General features: G+C 68.7%; 13 protein-coding genes. 8 read left to right on the top strand and 5 right to left on the bottom strand.

The features are described 5' to 3' along the window. From JHL17_RS07515 to leuD, 7 genes are read left to right on the top strand one after another with little or no spacing between them, the layout of a single operon-like run. Positions 1-915 (top strand): isocitrate lyase/PEP mutase family protein, encoded by a 915-nt coding sequence (locus JHL17_RS07515; protein ID WP_200191647.1) that lies wholly within the window; start codon positions 1-3, stop codon positions 913-915. Continuing rightward, the gene (locus JHL17_RS07520; protein ID WP_200191649.1) at positions 912-2657 is read left to right on the top strand and encodes a hydantoinase B/oxoprolinase family protein; all 1746 of its coding nucleotides are present in this window, start codon (positions 912-914) and stop codon (positions 2655-2657) included. Before JHL17_RS07515 ends, JHL17_RS07520 begins: the two co-directional genes overlap by 4 nt. 20 nt (positions 2658-2677) lie before the next feature. Further along, a complete protein-coding gene (locus JHL17_RS07525) occupies positions 2678-4762 on the top strand; it encodes a hydantoinase/oxoprolinase family protein (RefSeq protein WP_200191651.1) in 2085 nt (694 codons plus the stop codon). Beyond that, a complete protein-coding gene (locus JHL17_RS07530; protein ID WP_200191653.1) occupies positions 4759-5373 on the top strand; it encodes a cysteine hydrolase family protein in 615 nt (204 codons plus the stop codon). Before JHL17_RS07525 ends, JHL17_RS07530 begins: the two co-directional genes overlap by 4 nt. Continuing rightward, the gene (locus tag JHL17_RS07535) at positions 5370-6779 is read left to right on the top strand and encodes an FAD-dependent oxidoreductase (RefSeq protein ID WP_200191655.1); all 1410 of its coding nucleotides are present in this window, start codon (positions 5370-5372) and stop codon (positions 6777-6779) included. The genes JHL17_RS07530 and JHL17_RS07535 overlap by 4 nt, the downstream gene beginning before the upstream one ends. Further along, positions 6776-8197 carry a 3-isopropylmalate dehydratase large subunit gene (gene leuC, locus JHL17_RS07540; protein WP_200191657.1) on the top strand — a complete coding sequence of 474 codons (1422 nt, stop codon included), beginning with the start codon at positions 6776-6778 and terminating at the stop codon, positions 8195-8197. Before JHL17_RS07535 ends, leuC begins: the two co-directional genes overlap by 4 nt. A 2-nt stretch (positions 8198-8199) precedes the next feature. Beyond that, a complete protein-coding gene (gene leuD, locus JHL17_RS07545) occupies positions 8200-8799 on the top strand; it encodes a 3-isopropylmalate dehydratase small subunit (RefSeq protein ID WP_200191659.1) in 600 nt (199 codons plus the stop codon). A 171-nt stretch (positions 8800-8970) separates the two neighbouring features. Here the strand turns inward: leuD and JHL17_RS07550 are convergent, their stop codons facing one another. Next, positions 8971-9822, bottom strand: a complete 852-nt coding sequence (locus JHL17_RS07550) for a polyphosphate kinase 2 family protein (RefSeq protein ID WP_247893376.1) — start codon at positions 9820-9822, stop codon at positions 8971-8973. A gap of 216 nt (positions 9823-10038) precedes the next feature. Here JHL17_RS07550 and JHL17_RS07555 point away from each other — a divergent pair, with 216 nt between their 5' ends. Then, positions 10039-13359: a maltotransferase domain-containing protein gene (locus JHL17_RS07555; protein ID WP_200191663.1), complete on the top strand. Its 3321-nt coding sequence runs from the start codon at positions 10039-10041 to the stop codon at positions 13357-13359. Positions 13360-13463: 104 nt separating this feature from the next. Here the strand turns inward: JHL17_RS07555 and JHL17_RS07560 are convergent, their stop codons facing one another. The 4 genes from JHL17_RS07560 to JHL17_RS07575 form a co-directional block, all read right to left on the bottom strand. Beyond that, positions 13464-13715: a hypothetical protein gene (locus JHL17_RS07560; protein WP_247893377.1), complete on the bottom strand. Its 252-nt coding sequence runs from the start codon at positions 13713-13715 to the stop codon at positions 13464-13466. A 138-nt stretch (positions 13716-13853) separates the two neighbouring features. Next, positions 13854-14033 carry a hypothetical protein gene (locus JHL17_RS07565; RefSeq protein ID WP_200191667.1) on the bottom strand — a complete coding sequence of 60 codons (180 nt, stop codon included), beginning with the start codon at positions 14031-14033 and terminating at the stop codon, positions 13854-13856. Positions 14034-14130: 97 nt separating this feature from the next. Then, positions 14131-15048, bottom strand: coding sequence for an alpha/beta hydrolase (locus tag JHL17_RS07570; protein ID WP_247893378.1), 918 nt, complete (start codon positions 15046-15048; stop codon positions 14131-14133). Between the two features lie 64 nt (positions 15049-15112). Next, on the bottom strand, positions 15113-16111 hold the full coding sequence (locus tag JHL17_RS07575) for an ABC transporter ATP-binding protein (protein WP_200191671.1): 999 nt from the start codon (positions 16109-16111) through the stop codon (positions 15113-15115). Positions 16112-16192 lie beyond the last annotated feature (81 nt).

The raw sequence follows: 16192 nt of genomic DNA on the forward strand, positions 1-16192 counted from the left end.
ATGACCATGCCCGACATCAGCTTCAAACAGCGGCTTTCGGAAAACCGCGTCGTGCTGGCTCCCGGCGTCTATGACGCCTTCACCGCCTCCTTGGCCGCCGGGGCGGGGTTCGAGGCGCTGTACCTGTCCGGTGCCGCCATCGCCTATACCCGGCTCGGCCGGCCCGACATCGGGCTGGTCTCGGTCAGCGAGGTGGCGGACACCATCGCCCTGGTGCGCGACCGGGTGCCGACACCGCTGGTCGTCGATGCCGACACCGGCTACGGCAACGCGCTGAACGTCCAGCGCACCGTGCGCATGTTCGAGCGCGCCGGCGCCACCGCGCTCCAGTTGGAGGACCAGAGCTTTCCCAAGCGCTGCGGCCACCTGACCGACAAGGCGGTGATTCCGGCCGGCGAGATGGCCGGCAAGATCAAGGCGGCGGTCGATGCCCGCGCCAGCGAGAATACGCTGATCATCGCCCGCACCGACGCGGTGGCGGTGGAAGGCGTGGCGGCGGCGCTGGACCGCGCCCGCCTTTATGTCGAGGCCGGCGCCGACGTGCTGTTCGTCGAGGCGCCGAAAAGCCGGGAGCAGCTGTCCGCCATCGCCGGCGACCTCGGGGGCATCCGGCCGCTGCTCGCCAACATGGTGGAGGGCGGGCAGACGCCGATCAGCTCCGCCGCCGAGTTGGGCGAGCTGGGCTACCGGCTGGTGATCTTTCCCGGCGGCATCGTCCGGGCGCTCGCCCGGCAGGCGCAGGACTATTACGGCTCGCTGGCGCAGCACGGCACCACCCAGCCTTTCCGCGACCGCATGTTCGACTTCAACGCGCTGAACGACCTGATCGGGACGCCGGAGATGCTGGAACTCGGCGAGGCTTATAAGGACTTTGGCAAGGACTCTGGCCCCGCCAAGCGGGAGGACGCAGCATGACCACCAGAACCACCGCAATCGACCCCGTCACGCTGGCCGTCCTGAAAGGCCGGCTGGAGCAGATCGCCGACGAGATGGACGCGACGCTCTACCGCTCCGCCTTCAATCCGATCATCGCCGAGGCGCGCGACGCCTGCCACGGCCTCTATCATGCCGAGACCGGCGCAACCCTGGTGCAGGGCACCAACGGCCTGCCGATCTTCGTCGGCGCCATGGCCTTCGCCGTCAAGGCGGTGATCGACAAGGTGGCGCTGGAGGGCGATCTCCATGCTGACGACATCTTCCTGTTCAACGACCCCTATGACGGCGGCACCCACCTGAACGACTTCCGTCTGGTGCGGCCGATCTTCCGCCAGGGCCGGCTGTTCTGCTGGATGGCGTCGGTCGGCCATTGGCTCGACATCGGCGGCAACGTGCCGGGCAACTTCAACGCCCGCGCCACCGACAGCTTCCAGGAGGGGGTGCGCATCCCGCCGGTGAAGCTGGTCAAGGCCGGCGTGATGAACCACGACCTGCTGGCGATCCTCGCCGCCAATTCCCGCGTGCCGGTGTCGAACTACGGCGACCTCAACGGGCAGCTGAACGCGCTGGATCTCGGTGTGCGCCGCCTGACCGAGCTGCTGGACGAGCATGGCGAAGAGACGGTCGACGCCGCCTTCGACGCCTTCACCGCGCGGGCCGAGGCGCTGATGCGCAGCGCCCTGGCCAAGCTGCCCGACGGCATCTACAGCTTCGAGGATTATCTCGACAACGACGGCATCACGGCGGACCGGCTGCTCATCGCGCTGGACCTGACCATCGCCGGCGACCGGATGACGCTCGACTTCTCGCGCTCGTCGGCGCCCTGCGCCGGGCCGCTGAACATCGCCTATTCCACCGCGGTCGCCTGCTGCTACGTCGCGCTGAAGCATGTCTTCACCGACGTGCCGGCCAATGCCGGCTGCCTGAACCCGATCACCTTCGTCATCCCGGAAAGCACGCTGCTGGCGGTGAAGCCGCCCAAGCCGGTGGGCGGCTATACCGAGACCATCCTGCGCGTCATCGGCGTGGTGTTCGGCGCGCTGGCGCTCGCCGATCCGGCCCGCGCCACCGCCGCCCCCTTCGGCACCATCAACGCGCTGTCGCTGGCCGGGCACCGCAAGGACGGCTCGCGTTGGGTGATGTTCTCCTTCTTCGGCGGCGGCCTGGGCGGCAATCCGGAGACGGACGGGCTGAACCATGCCAACAACCCGATCTCCACCGCCACCATCCCGCCGGTGGAAATCCTGGAGGCGGCCTATCCGGTGATGTTCACCCAATGGGCGCTGCGCCCGGACTCCGCCGGGGCCGGCCTGCATCGCGGCGGGCTCGGGGCCGTCTACGAGATCGAAGCGCTGACCGACGCCGACGTCTTCCTGCTGGGCGAGCGCGGCGTCTTCGCGCCCTTTGGTGTCGCCGGTGGCGCCCCGGCGGCGCTGAACCGCTTCACCTGGCAGAGCGACGCGGGCGAGACGTCGCCGCCGCTCGCCTCCAAGGTCACCGACGTGAAGATCCGCGACGGCCAGCGTGTGCGGCTGGAGACGCCGGGCGGCGGCGGCTGGGGCGATCCCAAGCGGCGCGATGCGGAGGCGGTCGCCCGCGACGTGCGGCTCGGCTATCTCGGCCGTGACGCGGCGCGCAGCACCTATGGCGTGGCGCTGACCGAGGACGGCGCGCTCGATATCGCCGCCACCGCCGCCTTGCGCGAACCCTCCGCCGCCTGACGATTCCGGGATCCAAGATCATGACCAACGGTATCTCCAAGGGTGCCCCCAAGGGCGCCATCGTCGGCGTCGATGTCGGCGGTACCTTCACCGACCTGTTCCATTACGACGAGGCGCGCGGCAGCTTCCGCACCGCCAAGGTCCCCTCCAACCGCGGCGACGAGGCGGTCGGCTTCCTCGCCGGACTGCAGAGCTTCGGTCCGGTCGCCGAACTGGGGTCCATCGTCCACGGCACCACCGTCGGCACCAACGCGCTGCTGGAGCGCAAGGGGGCGAAGGTCGGGCTGATCACCACCGCCGGCTTCCGCGACGTGCTGGAGATGCGCCGCCGCGACCGCCGCCACACCTGGGGCCTGTGGGGCGATTTCGTCCCCGTCGTCGACCGCGACATGCGACTGGAGGTGGCGGAGCGCACGCTGGCCGACGGCACGGTCCGCAGTGCAATCGACCCGGAGGAGGTGCGCGCCGCCGCCCGCAAGCTCGCCGATCAGGGTGCCGAGGCGCTCGCCATCGTCTTCATCAACGCCTATGCCAACCCGGCCAACGAGCTGGCGGCGCTGGAGGCGGCGCGCGCGGTGTGGCCCAACGCCAACCTCGAATGCTCGTCGCGCATCCTGCCGGAAATCCGCGAGTTCGAACGCACCTCCACCACGGCGCTGAACGCCTATCTCCAGCCGGTGGTCGGCAGCTATCTCGCCAAGCTCGACAACGCGCTGGCGGGGGAGGGGTTCGGCGGGCGCTTCCACATCGTGCAGTCGAATGGCGGCGTGATGTCCACCGACACCGCAAGGCGGCTGCCGGTGCGCACCGCCCTGTCGGGACCAGCGGCCGGCGTCATCGCCGCGGCGGCGATCTCCAAGGCGGCGGGCTTCCCCAACGTCATCACCGGCGACCTCGGCGGCACCAGCTTCGACGTGTCGCTGGTGGTGGAGGGGCAGACCATGCTGGCGGCCCAGACCACCATCGATTTCGGTCTGGTCGTCCGCACGCCGATGATCGAGATCACCACCATCGGCGCCGGCGGCGGCTCCATCGCCGGGGTCGATCCCGGCGGCATGCTGCAGGTCGGGCCGGAAAGCGCCGGCTCCAGGCCGGGGCCGGTCTGCTACGGCCAGGGCAACACGCGGCCGACGCTGACCGACGCCAACGTCCTGCTCGGCCGCATCAATGCCGAGCGCCCCATCGGCGGCAAGCTGGCGCGGCTGGACGTCGATGCCGCCCGAACCGCCATCGCCACCCATGTCGCCGAGCCGCTCGGCCTCGACGTCATGGCGGCGGCGGAAGCCGTGGTGCGCATCGCCAACAGCAAGATGGCTGGCGCCATCCGCCTCGTCTCCATCGAGCGCGGCCATGACCCAGCCAAATTCGCCGCGGTACCTTTCGGCGGCGGCGGGGCGCTGCATGTCGGCGCGCTGATCAAGGAGGTCGGGCTGAAGGCGGCGCTGGTGCCGCGTTTCCCCGGCGTGACCTCGGCGCTCGGCTGCGTCATCGCCGACATCCGCCACGATCAGGTGCAGACGGTCAATCTGCCGCTGGCCGGCATCGACGCGGGTGCGCTCGACCGCCGCATGGTGGAGGAAGCGGCGGCCGCCCGCGCCGTGGTGGAGTCCGCCGGCCTCAGCGTCGAGCGGATCGACCTCGTCTTCGAACTCGACATGCATTACATCGGCCAGACCCACACGGTCGCCGTGCCGCTGCCGGTGTCGGTCGAGAACGGCACGACAGGCATCGACGAGGCGACCATCCGCGCCGCCTTCGAGCGCGCCTATCAGGCGTCCTTCAGCCGGCTGCTGCCGGGGGTGGGTGCCAAGATCGTCAACCTGCGCACCGCCGCCATCGGCCGCCGTCCGCATTTCGACCTCTCCGCGCTCGCTCCGGCGGCGGGCACCACGGTCGAGGGCGCCTATGCCGGCTCGCGGCCGGTGTGGTTCGACGGGGCTTGGCACGAGGCGGCGGTCTACAACCGGCTGGAGCTGCCGGTCGGCGCCGTCATCCAGGGGCCGGCGATCCTGGAGCAGCCGGACGCCACCACCGTCATCGACCCCGACCTCTCCGCCCGCGTCGACGGCTTCGGCAACGTCATCGTCGAAAGGAGCGGCCGATGAGGGGCACCGACATTTCCATCGATCGGACCGCCTTGCTGGTCTGCGACCTGCAGAACGACTTCATTCACCCGGAAGGCGCCTACGGACGCGCCGGACAGACGGCGCCGGAGATCCTGGCGCTGCCGGAGCGGGTGAAACCGCTGGCCGACCTGCTGCGGTCGCGCGGCGGCTGGGTGATCTCCACCAACTTCACCCTGGTGCCGGGCCGCGGCGGTGAGCCGATGATCTCCCCCCATCTGAAATCGCTGCGGCCCTTCCTGGCCAAAGGCGATTTCCAGCCCGGCGGCTGGGGACACCGTACGGTCGATGCGCTCCAGCCCGTCGATGTCGAGGTGGAGAAGGTCGCCTATTCCGCCTTCTACATGTCGCGGCTGGAATGGGTGTTGCGGAAATGCGGGGTCGAGTGGCTGCTGGTCTGCGGCATCGTCACCAACGGCGGCGTCGCCTCGACCGTGCGCGATGCCCATGTCCGCGAGTTCGACACCATCCTGCTGGAGGATGGCTGCGCCGCCTTCAGCCGCGAGGTACATGAGGTCTCCGTCGCCGCCCTGCGCCCGGTCTGCCGGGTGGCGACCGTCGCGGCGGTGCTCGAGGAGGTGGCGAACCCATGAGCCGCATCCTGCCCGCCGACGGCGTGGCGTTCGAGTTCACCGCCCCGGTCGTCGTGATCGGCGGTGGGGCGGCCGGCATGGTCGCCGCGCTCGCCGCCCATGAACGGGGTGCCGGCGTCCTGGTGCTGGAGCGCGACGCGCTGCCCCAGGGGTCCACCGCCCTGTCGGCCGGGCTGATCCCGGCGCCGGGCACCCGCTGGCAGCGTGACGCCGGCATCGAGGACAGCCCGGATCGCTTCGCCGCCGACATCGTCGCCAAGGCGAAGGGTGAACCGGACCCGGCCGCGGTCGCCCGCGTGGCGCAGGCGGTCGGACCGGCGCTGGAATGGCTGGCCGACCGCTATGGGTTGCCGTTCTCGGTAGTGGACAACTTCAGCTATCCCGGCCACAGCGCCCGGCGCATGCACGGGTTGCCGAGCCGGTCGGGGGCGGCATTGATCGACCGGCTGCGCGGCGCGGTGGAAACTGCCGGCATCGACGTGCTGTGCGAGGCGCAGGTCACTGCACTCGTCGCCGATGGCGGTGACATCCGTGGTGTCGAGATCACCCGGCCCGACGGCAGCGTCGAGCGGGTCGGCTGCGGTGCGCTGGTCCTCGCCTGCAACGGCTATGGCGGCAACAAGGCGCTGGTGGAGCGGCATGTGCCGGAGCTGGCCGGCGCGCTCTATTTCGGCCATCCCGGCAACCAGGGCGACGCGCTGATTTGGGGCGAGGCGCTGGGTGCCGCCACCCGGCATCTGTCGGGGCATCAGGGCCACGGGTCCGTCGCGCATCCGGCCGGCATCCTCGTCACCTGGGCGACGATCACCGAGGGCGGCGTGCAGGTGAACGCGGAGGGCAGGCGCTTTTCCAACGAGGCACAGGGCTATTCGGAACAGGCCGCCGTGGTGCTGCGCCAGCCGGACGGCATCGCCTGGACGGTTTTCGACGACCGCATCGCCGGCATCGCCCGCCAGTTCGAGGATTTCCGGCAGGCCGAGGCAATGGGCGCGGTGCTGACCGCCGACGCTCCCGCCGAACTTGCCCGGCAGATGAAGATCGATGCGGACGCTTTCTCCGCCACGCTGGCGGAGGTCGACCGGCTGAAGGCGGCGGGCGGCACCGACGGGTTCGGTCGCGATTTCGCCGGCTCGGCGCCGCTGCTCCCGCCCTATCGGGCGGTCCGCGTCACCGGCGCCCTGTTCCACACCCAGGGCGGGCTGGTCGTCGATGACGATGCCCGTGTTCTCGATGCCCAGGGGACGCCGCTGCCCAACCTCTATGCCGCCGGCGGGGCCGCCTGCGGCGTGTCGGGATCCAAGGCGTCCGGCTACCTGTCCGGCAACGGCCTGCTGACCGCGGTGGCGCTGGGGCGCATCGCCGGCTCCGCCGCTGCAAGCGCCGTAAAGGAAGGAACCAACCGATGACCTCGCAGCCACGCAGCCTGTTCGAGAAGGTCTGGGATGCCCATGTCGTGGCGACCCGGCCGGACGGTCAGGCCCTGCTCGCCATCGACCGCCATTTCCTGCATGAGGGGTCCTTCCACGCCTTCGGCATGATCGACCATGCCGGCCGCAGGGTGCGCCGGCCGGAGCTGACCTTCGCCGTCGCCGACCATTACGTCCCCTCGCACAGCCGGTCCAAGCCGATCGCCGATCCCGAGATCGCCAACATGGTGACGATGCTGGAGGCGAATGCCGGCCGCCACGGTCTGCGCCATTTCGGCCTGCACGACCCGGCGCAGGGCATCGTCCATGTGCTGGCGCCGGAACAGGGGCTGACCTTGCCCGGCCTGACCATCGTCTGCGGCGACAGCCACACTTCGACCCACGGCGCTTTCGGCGCGCTGGCCTTCGGCATCGGTGCGACGGAGGTGTCGCATGTGCTGGCGACCCAGACCCTGTGGCAGCGCCGGCCCAGGACCATGCGCATCACGGTGCATGGAATGCTTGGACCGCATGTGACGGCCAAGGACCTGATCCTGGCGGTGATCGCCGCCATCGGCGCCGATGGAGCCGCCGGCCATGTCATCGAATATGCCGGCAGCGCCATCTCCGCATTGTCGATGGAAGGCCGGCTGACCGTCTGCAACATGTCGATCGAGGCGGGCGCGCGGGCTGGCATGATCGCCCCCGACGACACCACCTTTTCCTGGATCGAGGGGCGGCCTTTCGCTCCCAAGGGGGAATTGTTCGACCGCGCCGTCGGGCAGTGGCGGATCCTGCCCAGCGATCCGGATGCCGGCTTCGACCGCGAGGTGACGCTGGACGCCGCCGACATCGCCCCGGCCGTCACCTGGGGCACCAGCCCGGAAACCGCGGTTCCGGTCACGGCAGGGGTTCCCGACCCCGCCGCCGAGGGTGATCCGGTCCGCGCGCGCCAGATGCGCAAGATGCTGGACTACATGGGCCTAACCCCCGGCACGCCGCTGGAGGAGGTGCCGATCGACCGTGTCTTCATCGGCTCCTGCACCAATGCCCGGCTGGAGGATCTGCGGGCCGCCGCGGCGGTGCTGCGGGGCCGCCGCGCCGTGGTGCCCGGGCTGGTGGTGCCGGGCTCGGTCCCGGTCCGCCGGCAGGCGGAGGCGGAGGGGCTGGACCGGCTCTTCATCGACGCCGGTCTGGAATGGGGCGAGCCCGGCTGCTCGATGTGCGTCGGCATCAACGGCGACCTCGTTCCGGCGGGAGAGCGCTGCGCCTCCACCACCAACCGCAACTTTCCCGGCCGCCAAGGGCCGAACGCCCGCACCCATCTGATGAGCCCGGCGATGGCCGCCGCCGCCGCCGTCACCGGCCGGCTCACCGATGTCAGGAAACTGGATGTCCGCAAGCTGGGAGCTTCTTGAGGATGGATCCCTTCGTCACGCTGACCGCGCCGGCGGTGCCGCTCGACATCGCCAACATCGACACCGACCAGCTTCTGCCCGCCCGCTTCCTGAAAAAGCCGCGCAGCGCCGGCTATGGCAACTTCCTGTTCCATGACGAGCGCAAGCCCGGCTTCCCGCTGGACGATCCCGCCTATGCCGGCGCCGGCATTCTGGTGGCCGACCGCAATTTCGGTTGCGGATCGTCGCGGGAAGGGGCGGTCTATGCCCTGGTCGATGGCGGATTCCGCTGCGTCGTCGCCCCCAGCTTCGGCGACATCTTCGCTGCCAACGCCGCCAAGAACGGCCTGCTGACGGTGACCCTGCCGGAGGATGTGGTGGCGGGCCTGCGCCGGCAGTTGCAGGAGGCGCCGGGGGCCGTGGTGACGGTCGATCTGCCGGCCCAGACTCTGACCGGGCCGGACGGCCGGGCGCTGTCCTTTTCCATCGACCCCTTCAAGAAGGAGTGTCTGGTCGAAGGGTTGGATGACGTGGCGCTGACCCTGCGCTTTCAGGACGCCATCGACGCCTTCGACAGGACGGACGCGGAGCGGCGGCCCTGGGTGGTACCGAACGGGGAGTGAGGGGGACGGTCCCTCTCCCGCCTCGGGAGAGGGAAGGGGCCCGCCGCGAAGCGGTGGGAAGGGTGAGGGGCGATCCAAGCAGCCATGCGGTTTGGGAATCTTGCCTCACCCCTCACCCTCCCCACTTCGTGGGTCCCCTCCCTCTCCCGGGTCGGGAGAGGGCGCTGAACGCTACCCCTGACTTTGTCGTTCCTCGTCGGAGACGCCGGACGACGATTGTACGCCCAGCACTTCCGCGGCGATCCTGGCGACATTGCCGTCGATGGGCGGCGGGGCGATGTTCACGCCGTCCTTCAGGGTGGCGGTGACGATCTCCAGCACCTTGAGACGGGCATGCCATTTGGAGTTCGCCTCCACCGCATGCCAGGGCGCCTGCGGCGTGGAAGTGCGGTCGAACATCGCTTCCACGGCCTTGACGTAATCGTCCCATTTGGCGCGGTTGCGCAGATCCTCTTCCGTCAGCTTCCAGCGCTTGTAGGGGTTCTTCATCCGCTCGCGGAAGCGCTCCAGCTGCTCTTCCGGGGTGATGTGCAGGAACAGTTTGACGATGCGCACGCCGTCGTCGGTCAGCAGCCGCTCGAACTCGTTGATCTCGTCATAGGCCCGTTTCCACTGGTCCTTGGTGGCGAACTTCTCCACCCGCTCCACCATGACGCGGCCGTACCAGGAGCGGTCGAAGATGGCGAAGGTGCCGGCAGCCGGCAGCTTGGTCCAGAAGCGGTACAGGTAATGCTTTCCCTGTTCCTCCGCCGTGGGGGCGGAGATCGGCCAGACATGGAAGCCGCGGGGGTCGAGCGGTTCGGTCATGCGGCGGATGGCGCCACCCTTGCCGGCGGCGTCCCAGCCCTCGAACACGATGATCGCGCGGCGTTTCTCGTGCCAGTAGGTCTGCTGGATGTGCAGCAGCTCCTTCTGCAGCTTGCCCAATCGGCGATCATACTCCTCCGCCGTCTCGATCCGCAGCTTGTCCTGGTCCAGTTTGGCGAGGCGGATTTTCGAGACCTTGCCGGGCTTTTCGGCCATGCGCTGCATCCTGTGCTGGTGGTTGGGTTGCGGGTTGCCAACGAGGCGGGCGGAACCTTCACCGCTCCGGCGGGTTGACCGGCGGGGACATGGTGTCGGCCGTGACGCCGGCGTCGGCGTGCCCCGGAGGGGAACGGAGCCGATGCCGCCTCGTCGATCCCACAACGGGGAGCGGCAGGCTGTCAACGGAGAAGCAGGGCCAAGGAAGGGGGTTCCATGAGCATCGTCGGACCGCGCATCTACAACCTGTTTCCGACCCTGGCGGGTCCGGTCCGCGATTGGTCCGGGCATCTGCCGCGGATCCAGGGGATGGGATTCGACTGGATCTTCCTGAACCCGATCCACCAGCCCGGATTCTCCGGCAGCCTCTATGCGGTGAAGGATCCCTACCGGCTGCACGACGCGCTCCGCGGCGGGTCGCAGGAGAGCGACGACGAGCTTCTGCGCCGCTTCACGGCGGAGGCCGGAGCGCACGGCCAGTCGGTGATGATGGATTTCGTCATCAACCACACCTCGCGCGACGCCCTGCTGGTCGACCGCCACCCCGACTGGTACAAGCGCGGCGCGGATGGCGACCTGCACCGTCCGGGCGCCGTCGATCCCAACAACACCGCCCATGTCACGGTGTGGGGCGATCTGGCCTCGCTCGACTATGACCGGGCGGAGTCGCGCGCCGGGCTGGTCGGCTACTGGTCGGACTATCTGCGCCACTATATCGGGCTGGGCGTGAAGGGCTTCCGCTGCGACGCCGCCTATCAGGTGCCGGCCGAGGTATGGAAGAGCCTGATCGACGCCGCCCATGCGGTGAACCCGGAGGTGAAGTTCTTCGCCGAGACGCTGGGCTGCACGGTGGAGCAGGTGCGCGAACTGTGCGGCGCCGGCTTCGACTTCCTGTTCAACAGCGCCAAATGGTGGGACTTCAAGGCCGACTGGCTGCTCGACCAGTATGAGGAGTTCCGCTGGATCGCGCCGTCCATCGCCTTCCCCGAAAGCCACGACACCGACCGGCTGGCGGCGGAGGTCGGCAGCCAGGACGCGGTGCGGCTCGCCGCCCAGCTGAAGATGCACTATCTGTTCGCCGCCAGCTTCTCGACCGGCGTGATGATGCCGGTCGGCTTCGAATACGGCTTCACCCGCAAGCTGGACGTGGTGCGCACCAGCCCGGCCGACTGGGAGCAGCCCAAGCTGGACCTGACCGGCTTCATCGGCGCGGTTAACGCCATGAAGGCCGCCACCCCGGCGCTGAACGTCGAGGGGCCGCAGCGCCGCGTGACCTCGCCCCACAGCCCGGTGCTCGGGCTGATCCGGCAGGTGGACGGTGCGGCGCTCGACCAGCCCGACGGCTGCGCCATCCTGGTGCTGAACCCCGACGAGAACCGGCCCCACACGTTGGACGTCGGTCCGCTGCTGGCGGCCACCGGCGGCACCTACGAGGCATTCGAGGACGTGACGCCGGAGGCCGAGCCGCTGCCAATGGAGCCGGGCGCGCCGATGACGTTGCGCCCGATGGAACTGCGCGTCTTCCGCGCCCGCGCCGCCCGCAGCCACGCGGTCGAGCTGCACGACGTGGAGGAGCGGGAATGGATGGATTCCATCGCCGCCGGCCGCATGACCATCGAGAACGTCTATCCCGAGTTGGACGGCGGCCGCTTCGCCATCAAGCGGGCGGTCGGCGACGCGATGGAGGTGTGGGCCGACATCTACACCGACGGCACCTTCGTGCTCGCCGCCTCCGTCATGTACAGGGCGGACGGCGACGAGGCGTGGAGCGAGGCGCCGATGCGCCTCCACGAGAACGACCGCTGGGTCGGCCGCGTGCCGCTGACCCGCAACGCCCGCTACACCTACAGCATCGAGGCGTGGCGCGACGTCTGGGAAAGCTGGCGCGCCGACTTCAAGAAGAAGGTCGATGCCGGGATGGTCGTCGACCTGGAACTGGTGGAGGGCCGCCGCTTCGTCGAGCAGGCGCTCGACCTGAACCATGGTGACGGCCGTGCGGCGCTGACGGCGGTGATCGAGCGGATGCAGGCGCTCGCCGGCCGCGAGGCCATCGACTACGCTCTGTCGGACGAGCCGCGCCGCGTCATGAAGCAGTATGGCGAGCGGCAGTACAAATCCCGCTATGTCCGCGAGCTGGAGGTCTATGTCGACCGCACCGCCGGCGCCTATTCGGCGTGGTTCGAGATCTTCCCGCGCTCGGCCTCGCCAGACCCGTCGCGTCCGGGTAATTTCGACGACGTGGTGAACCTGCTGCCCATGGTCCGCGACATGGGCTTCGACGTGCTGTATTTCCCGCCGATCCACCCGATCGGCCGCGCCTTCCGCAAGGGCAAGAACAACACGCTGAACCCCGGTCCGGACGATCCCGGCGTGCCCTACGCCATCGGCGCGGAGGAGGGCGGGCACGACGCCATCGACCCGATGATCGGCGATTTCGACAGCTTCCGCCGGCTGGTGCGTGAGGCGAAGCGGCACGGCATCGAGATCGCGCTCGATTTCGCCGTGCAATGCTCCCCCGACCACCCTTGGGTGAAGGAGCATCCGCACTGGTTCTACTGGCGGCCCGACGGCACCATCCGCTACGCCGAGAATCCGCCGAAGAAGTACCAGGACATCGTCAATGTCAGCTTCTACCGCCAGTCCTACCCGGATCTGTGGTACGCGCTGCGCGACGTGGTGCTGATGTGGTGCAGGGAGGGCGTGCGCATCTTCCGCGTCGACAATCCGCACACCAAGCCCTTCCCCTTCTGGGAATGGATGATCCGCGAGGTGCAGGACCGCTACCCCGACGCGCTGTTCCTGGCCGAGGCCTTCACCCGTCCGAAGCTGATGAAGCGGCTGGCCAAGGTCGGCTTCACCCAGTCCTACAGCTACTTCACCTGGCGCACCACCAAGCCGGAGCTGACCGAGTATCTGACCGAGCTGACGCAGGGGGAATCGCGGGAGTACATGCGCCCCAACTTCTTCGCCAACACGCCCGACATCCTGCCGCCGATCCTGACCCAGGGCGGACGGCCGGCGCACATGATGCGGGCGGTGCTGGCGGCGACGCTGGCCGGCGTCTACGGCCTCTACGGCCCCTATCTGCTGTGCGAGGCGGAAGCCTATCCCGGCAAGGAGGAATACAACCACTCGGAGAAGTACGAGGTCCGGCACTGGGACTGGAACCAGCCCGGCAACATCCGCGACTACGTCACCGCCATCAACCGCATCCGCCGCGAGAACCCGGCGTTGCAGCAGTTCACCAACCTGCGTTTCTACAACGCCTTCGATGACAACATCCTGCTCTACGGCAAGATGACGGCGGCCAAGGACAACGTGATCCTGATCGCGGTGAACCTCGACCCCCACAACGGCCATGGCGGGACCATCGAGGTGCCGCTGTGGGAACTGGGCCTGCCCGACGGCGCCCATGTCCAGGTGGAGGATCTGTTCAGCGGCCACCGCTTCACCTGGATCGGCAAGTTCCAGCATGTCTGGCTGGATCCCCACCGCAATCCGGCCGCGATCTGGCGGATCGTGCCGCCGGGCGTGTGAGGAAAAATCTTCGGCGGCAGATGGCCTCTGCCGCCGAAGAAACTCTCCCAATGAAAAAAGCGGCCCTCAAGGGGCCGCTTTTTTCAATTCCTGCAGCGCACCGGTCAGCGCCGGCGGATCATCGTCACGCCGCCGACGGTCTTGTCGAGGAAGTCGATCATGGTGTCCGGCTTCGGTCCGACCGACGAGGCGGCGAACGCCATCCACCAGCGCGCCATCGGGGTGGTCCAGCCGTAACGGTCGGCGATGATCTGGACATCCATGGTAGAGGCCATTGTCGTACGGGCGGTCGTCTGGGCGGTCGCCGCGGCGCGGGCGGCGCCGGACGGGGTAACCTGGGATTCGACGCTGTGCATGGTTCCTCCCAACGGGGACATACGGTGTCCGCTTATGCGGTACCTTAGCCCTCAACCGCCGGAAGTGGCAGAGTTGCTTTGGTCCTAACGGGTACTATACCTTTGGCTGCAATCGTCCCAGGCCGCCGACTGCACCTTTCAGGTAGGCGGAAGCGGCAATCCGCTGGCCCATCCCAGCAGTGCCACCAGCGCCGCCCGGTTGGCCGGACGGAACAGCAAGGCCAGCCTCACCCATCGCGGCGAAACCTTGAATTCGGCGGCCATCGCCTCGACTTCCGCCGGGGAGAGCCGCAGGTCGGGAGCAGGTTCGACGGTCATGGACACCCTCCGCAAAAGCAGCAGATCGCGACGGATAAGGAACAATCCGTCTGGCGGTCAATTGCGTCGGGACGTGTGATAAATTTATGGCAGCCCGTTATTTGGCGGCCAACAGGGCCCGCGGAGCACGATCGGCGCCGCTGGCCAGCGGCACCTTGGGGTTCCCGATCCAGGCGACGATGTCGTTGACGACCAGCTTGCCCTTCAGGTCGCGCAGCAGCATGTGGTAGCCGTCGGGATAGACGGCGACGACATGGCGACCGCCGGCTTCGAAATCCTTCAGCGCCCGTTCCACCGGCCGCGGCGGCAGCACCTCCTCATGGGCGCCGTAGAGGACGAGCGAGGGTGTCTGCAGATGCTGGCAGGCGTCGAGTGCCGCCCCCATCAGGTCGGTCAGCCCTTCCAATGCATCGACGCGGGATCCCTTGATGACCAGCGGGTCCCGGCCCAGCGCCCGCAGCATCTCGATGTTGTCGGAGGGGTGGATACCGAGATCCGGCGGCGGATGCACCACCATGCCGGGCACGAGGTTGTAGGTGATCCACAAGGCGGCGCGTGGGAAGAAGCCCATGGCCTGCCGGCCCCAGACGGCGGGGGCGACCAGGATGGTGCCGTCGACCTTGGGCGGGTTGGGACCGGTCATCGCGGTCACCACCACGGCCCCGCCCATGCTTTCGCCCATCAGGTAGACCGGCACGCCGGGATGGCGCCTGCGCACCATTTCCACCGCGGTGCGGGCATCGTCGACCAGGGTGGGGGTTCCGGCCCAGACGCCGCGTTCGCGGGTGGCGCCGAAACCGCGCTGGTCATAGGCGTAGGTGGCGATGCCGGCCGTGGCGAAGTCGCGGCCGGCGCCGTCGAAGGCGTTGGAATAGTCGTTGTAGCCGTGGAGTGCGACCACGACGGCCCGAACCTTGCCGTCGGTCGGCTGCCAGGAGCGCATCGGCAGTTCGAAACCGTCGGCGGCGACCAGCACCCGGTCGTTCAGCTGCGGCTGGACGACGGCCGTTCCCATCGGTTGGAAATCCGCGGCACAGCCGCCAAGCAGAAGCCCCAACCCGAGAACAGCCGCCAATCCGCTACGCCGCATGGATTACCCCTGTGTCGCTGTGAGCACCACCCGTCAGTTGGAGGAATATATCTTCAAGATCGGACTCTTCGGTCGTGACATCGACGATCCCAATTCCCGAGGCGGCCAGGGCCGACAGGATGGCGCCGGCACGCTGGCGGCTGGGCTGGTAGCGGACGACCAGCCGCCGCGGCTCCGGCAACTCCACCGTATAGCCGTCCAGCGACGGCGGGGCGGCGGTCAGGTCGCGCTCCAGCGTCAGGCAAAGCGCCTTGTTGTCCACCCGGCGCAGCAGGGTCGTCTTCGGCTCGCACGCCACCACCTGGCCATGGTTGATGATGGCGATGGTGTCGCACAGCTCCTCGGCCTCCCGCAGGTAGTGGGTGGTCAGCAGCACGGTGGTGCCGGACTTGTTCAGCGTCCGCACATACTCCCAGAGCTGGCGGCGCAGCTCGACGTCGACGCCGGCGGTCGGCTCGTCCAGGATCAGCACCGGCGGGGTGTGGACCAACGCCTTCGCCACCATCAGCCGGCGCTTCATGCCGCCCGACAGCGAGCGGGCATGGGCATCGGCCTTGTCGGCGAGGCCGACGGCCTCCAGCAGCTCGTCGGTCCGCCTTTCCTTCTTCGGCACGCCGTAGAGGCCGGCCTGCAGCTCCAGCATCTCGCGCGGCGTGAAGAAGGGATCCATGTTCAGTTCCTGCGGCACCACGCCGATGGAAGCGCGGGCGCGGCGGGGATGCTCCGAAACCTCGTGGCCCCAGATGCTGGCGGTGCCGCCGGTCTTGTTCACCAGCCCGGCCAGGATGTTGATCATCGTCGACTTGCCGGCACCGTTGGGCCCGAGCAACCCGAACAGCGACCCGCGCGGAATGGCGAGGTCGATGCCCTTCAGCGCATGCTTGGGCCCGGCCTTGCCGGTCGGCTGATAGATCTTGGTCAGGCCGCGCAGCTCCACCGCGTTGGCCGGGAGCGAGACGGGCGTGGGGGTATCGGTGGGCGCGGCCATTGATCCAGAACCATGATGATTGCGGTTGACGAAAAAGCCCCGGCTTCCGGTGGTTTCCCCCGTTGATCCGCGGCGCGCGAT

Source organism: Azospirillum endophyticum, assembly GCF_016595245.1.
Lineage (GTDB): Bacteria > Pseudomonadota > Alphaproteobacteria > Azospirillales > Azospirillaceae > Azospirillum > Azospirillum endophyticum.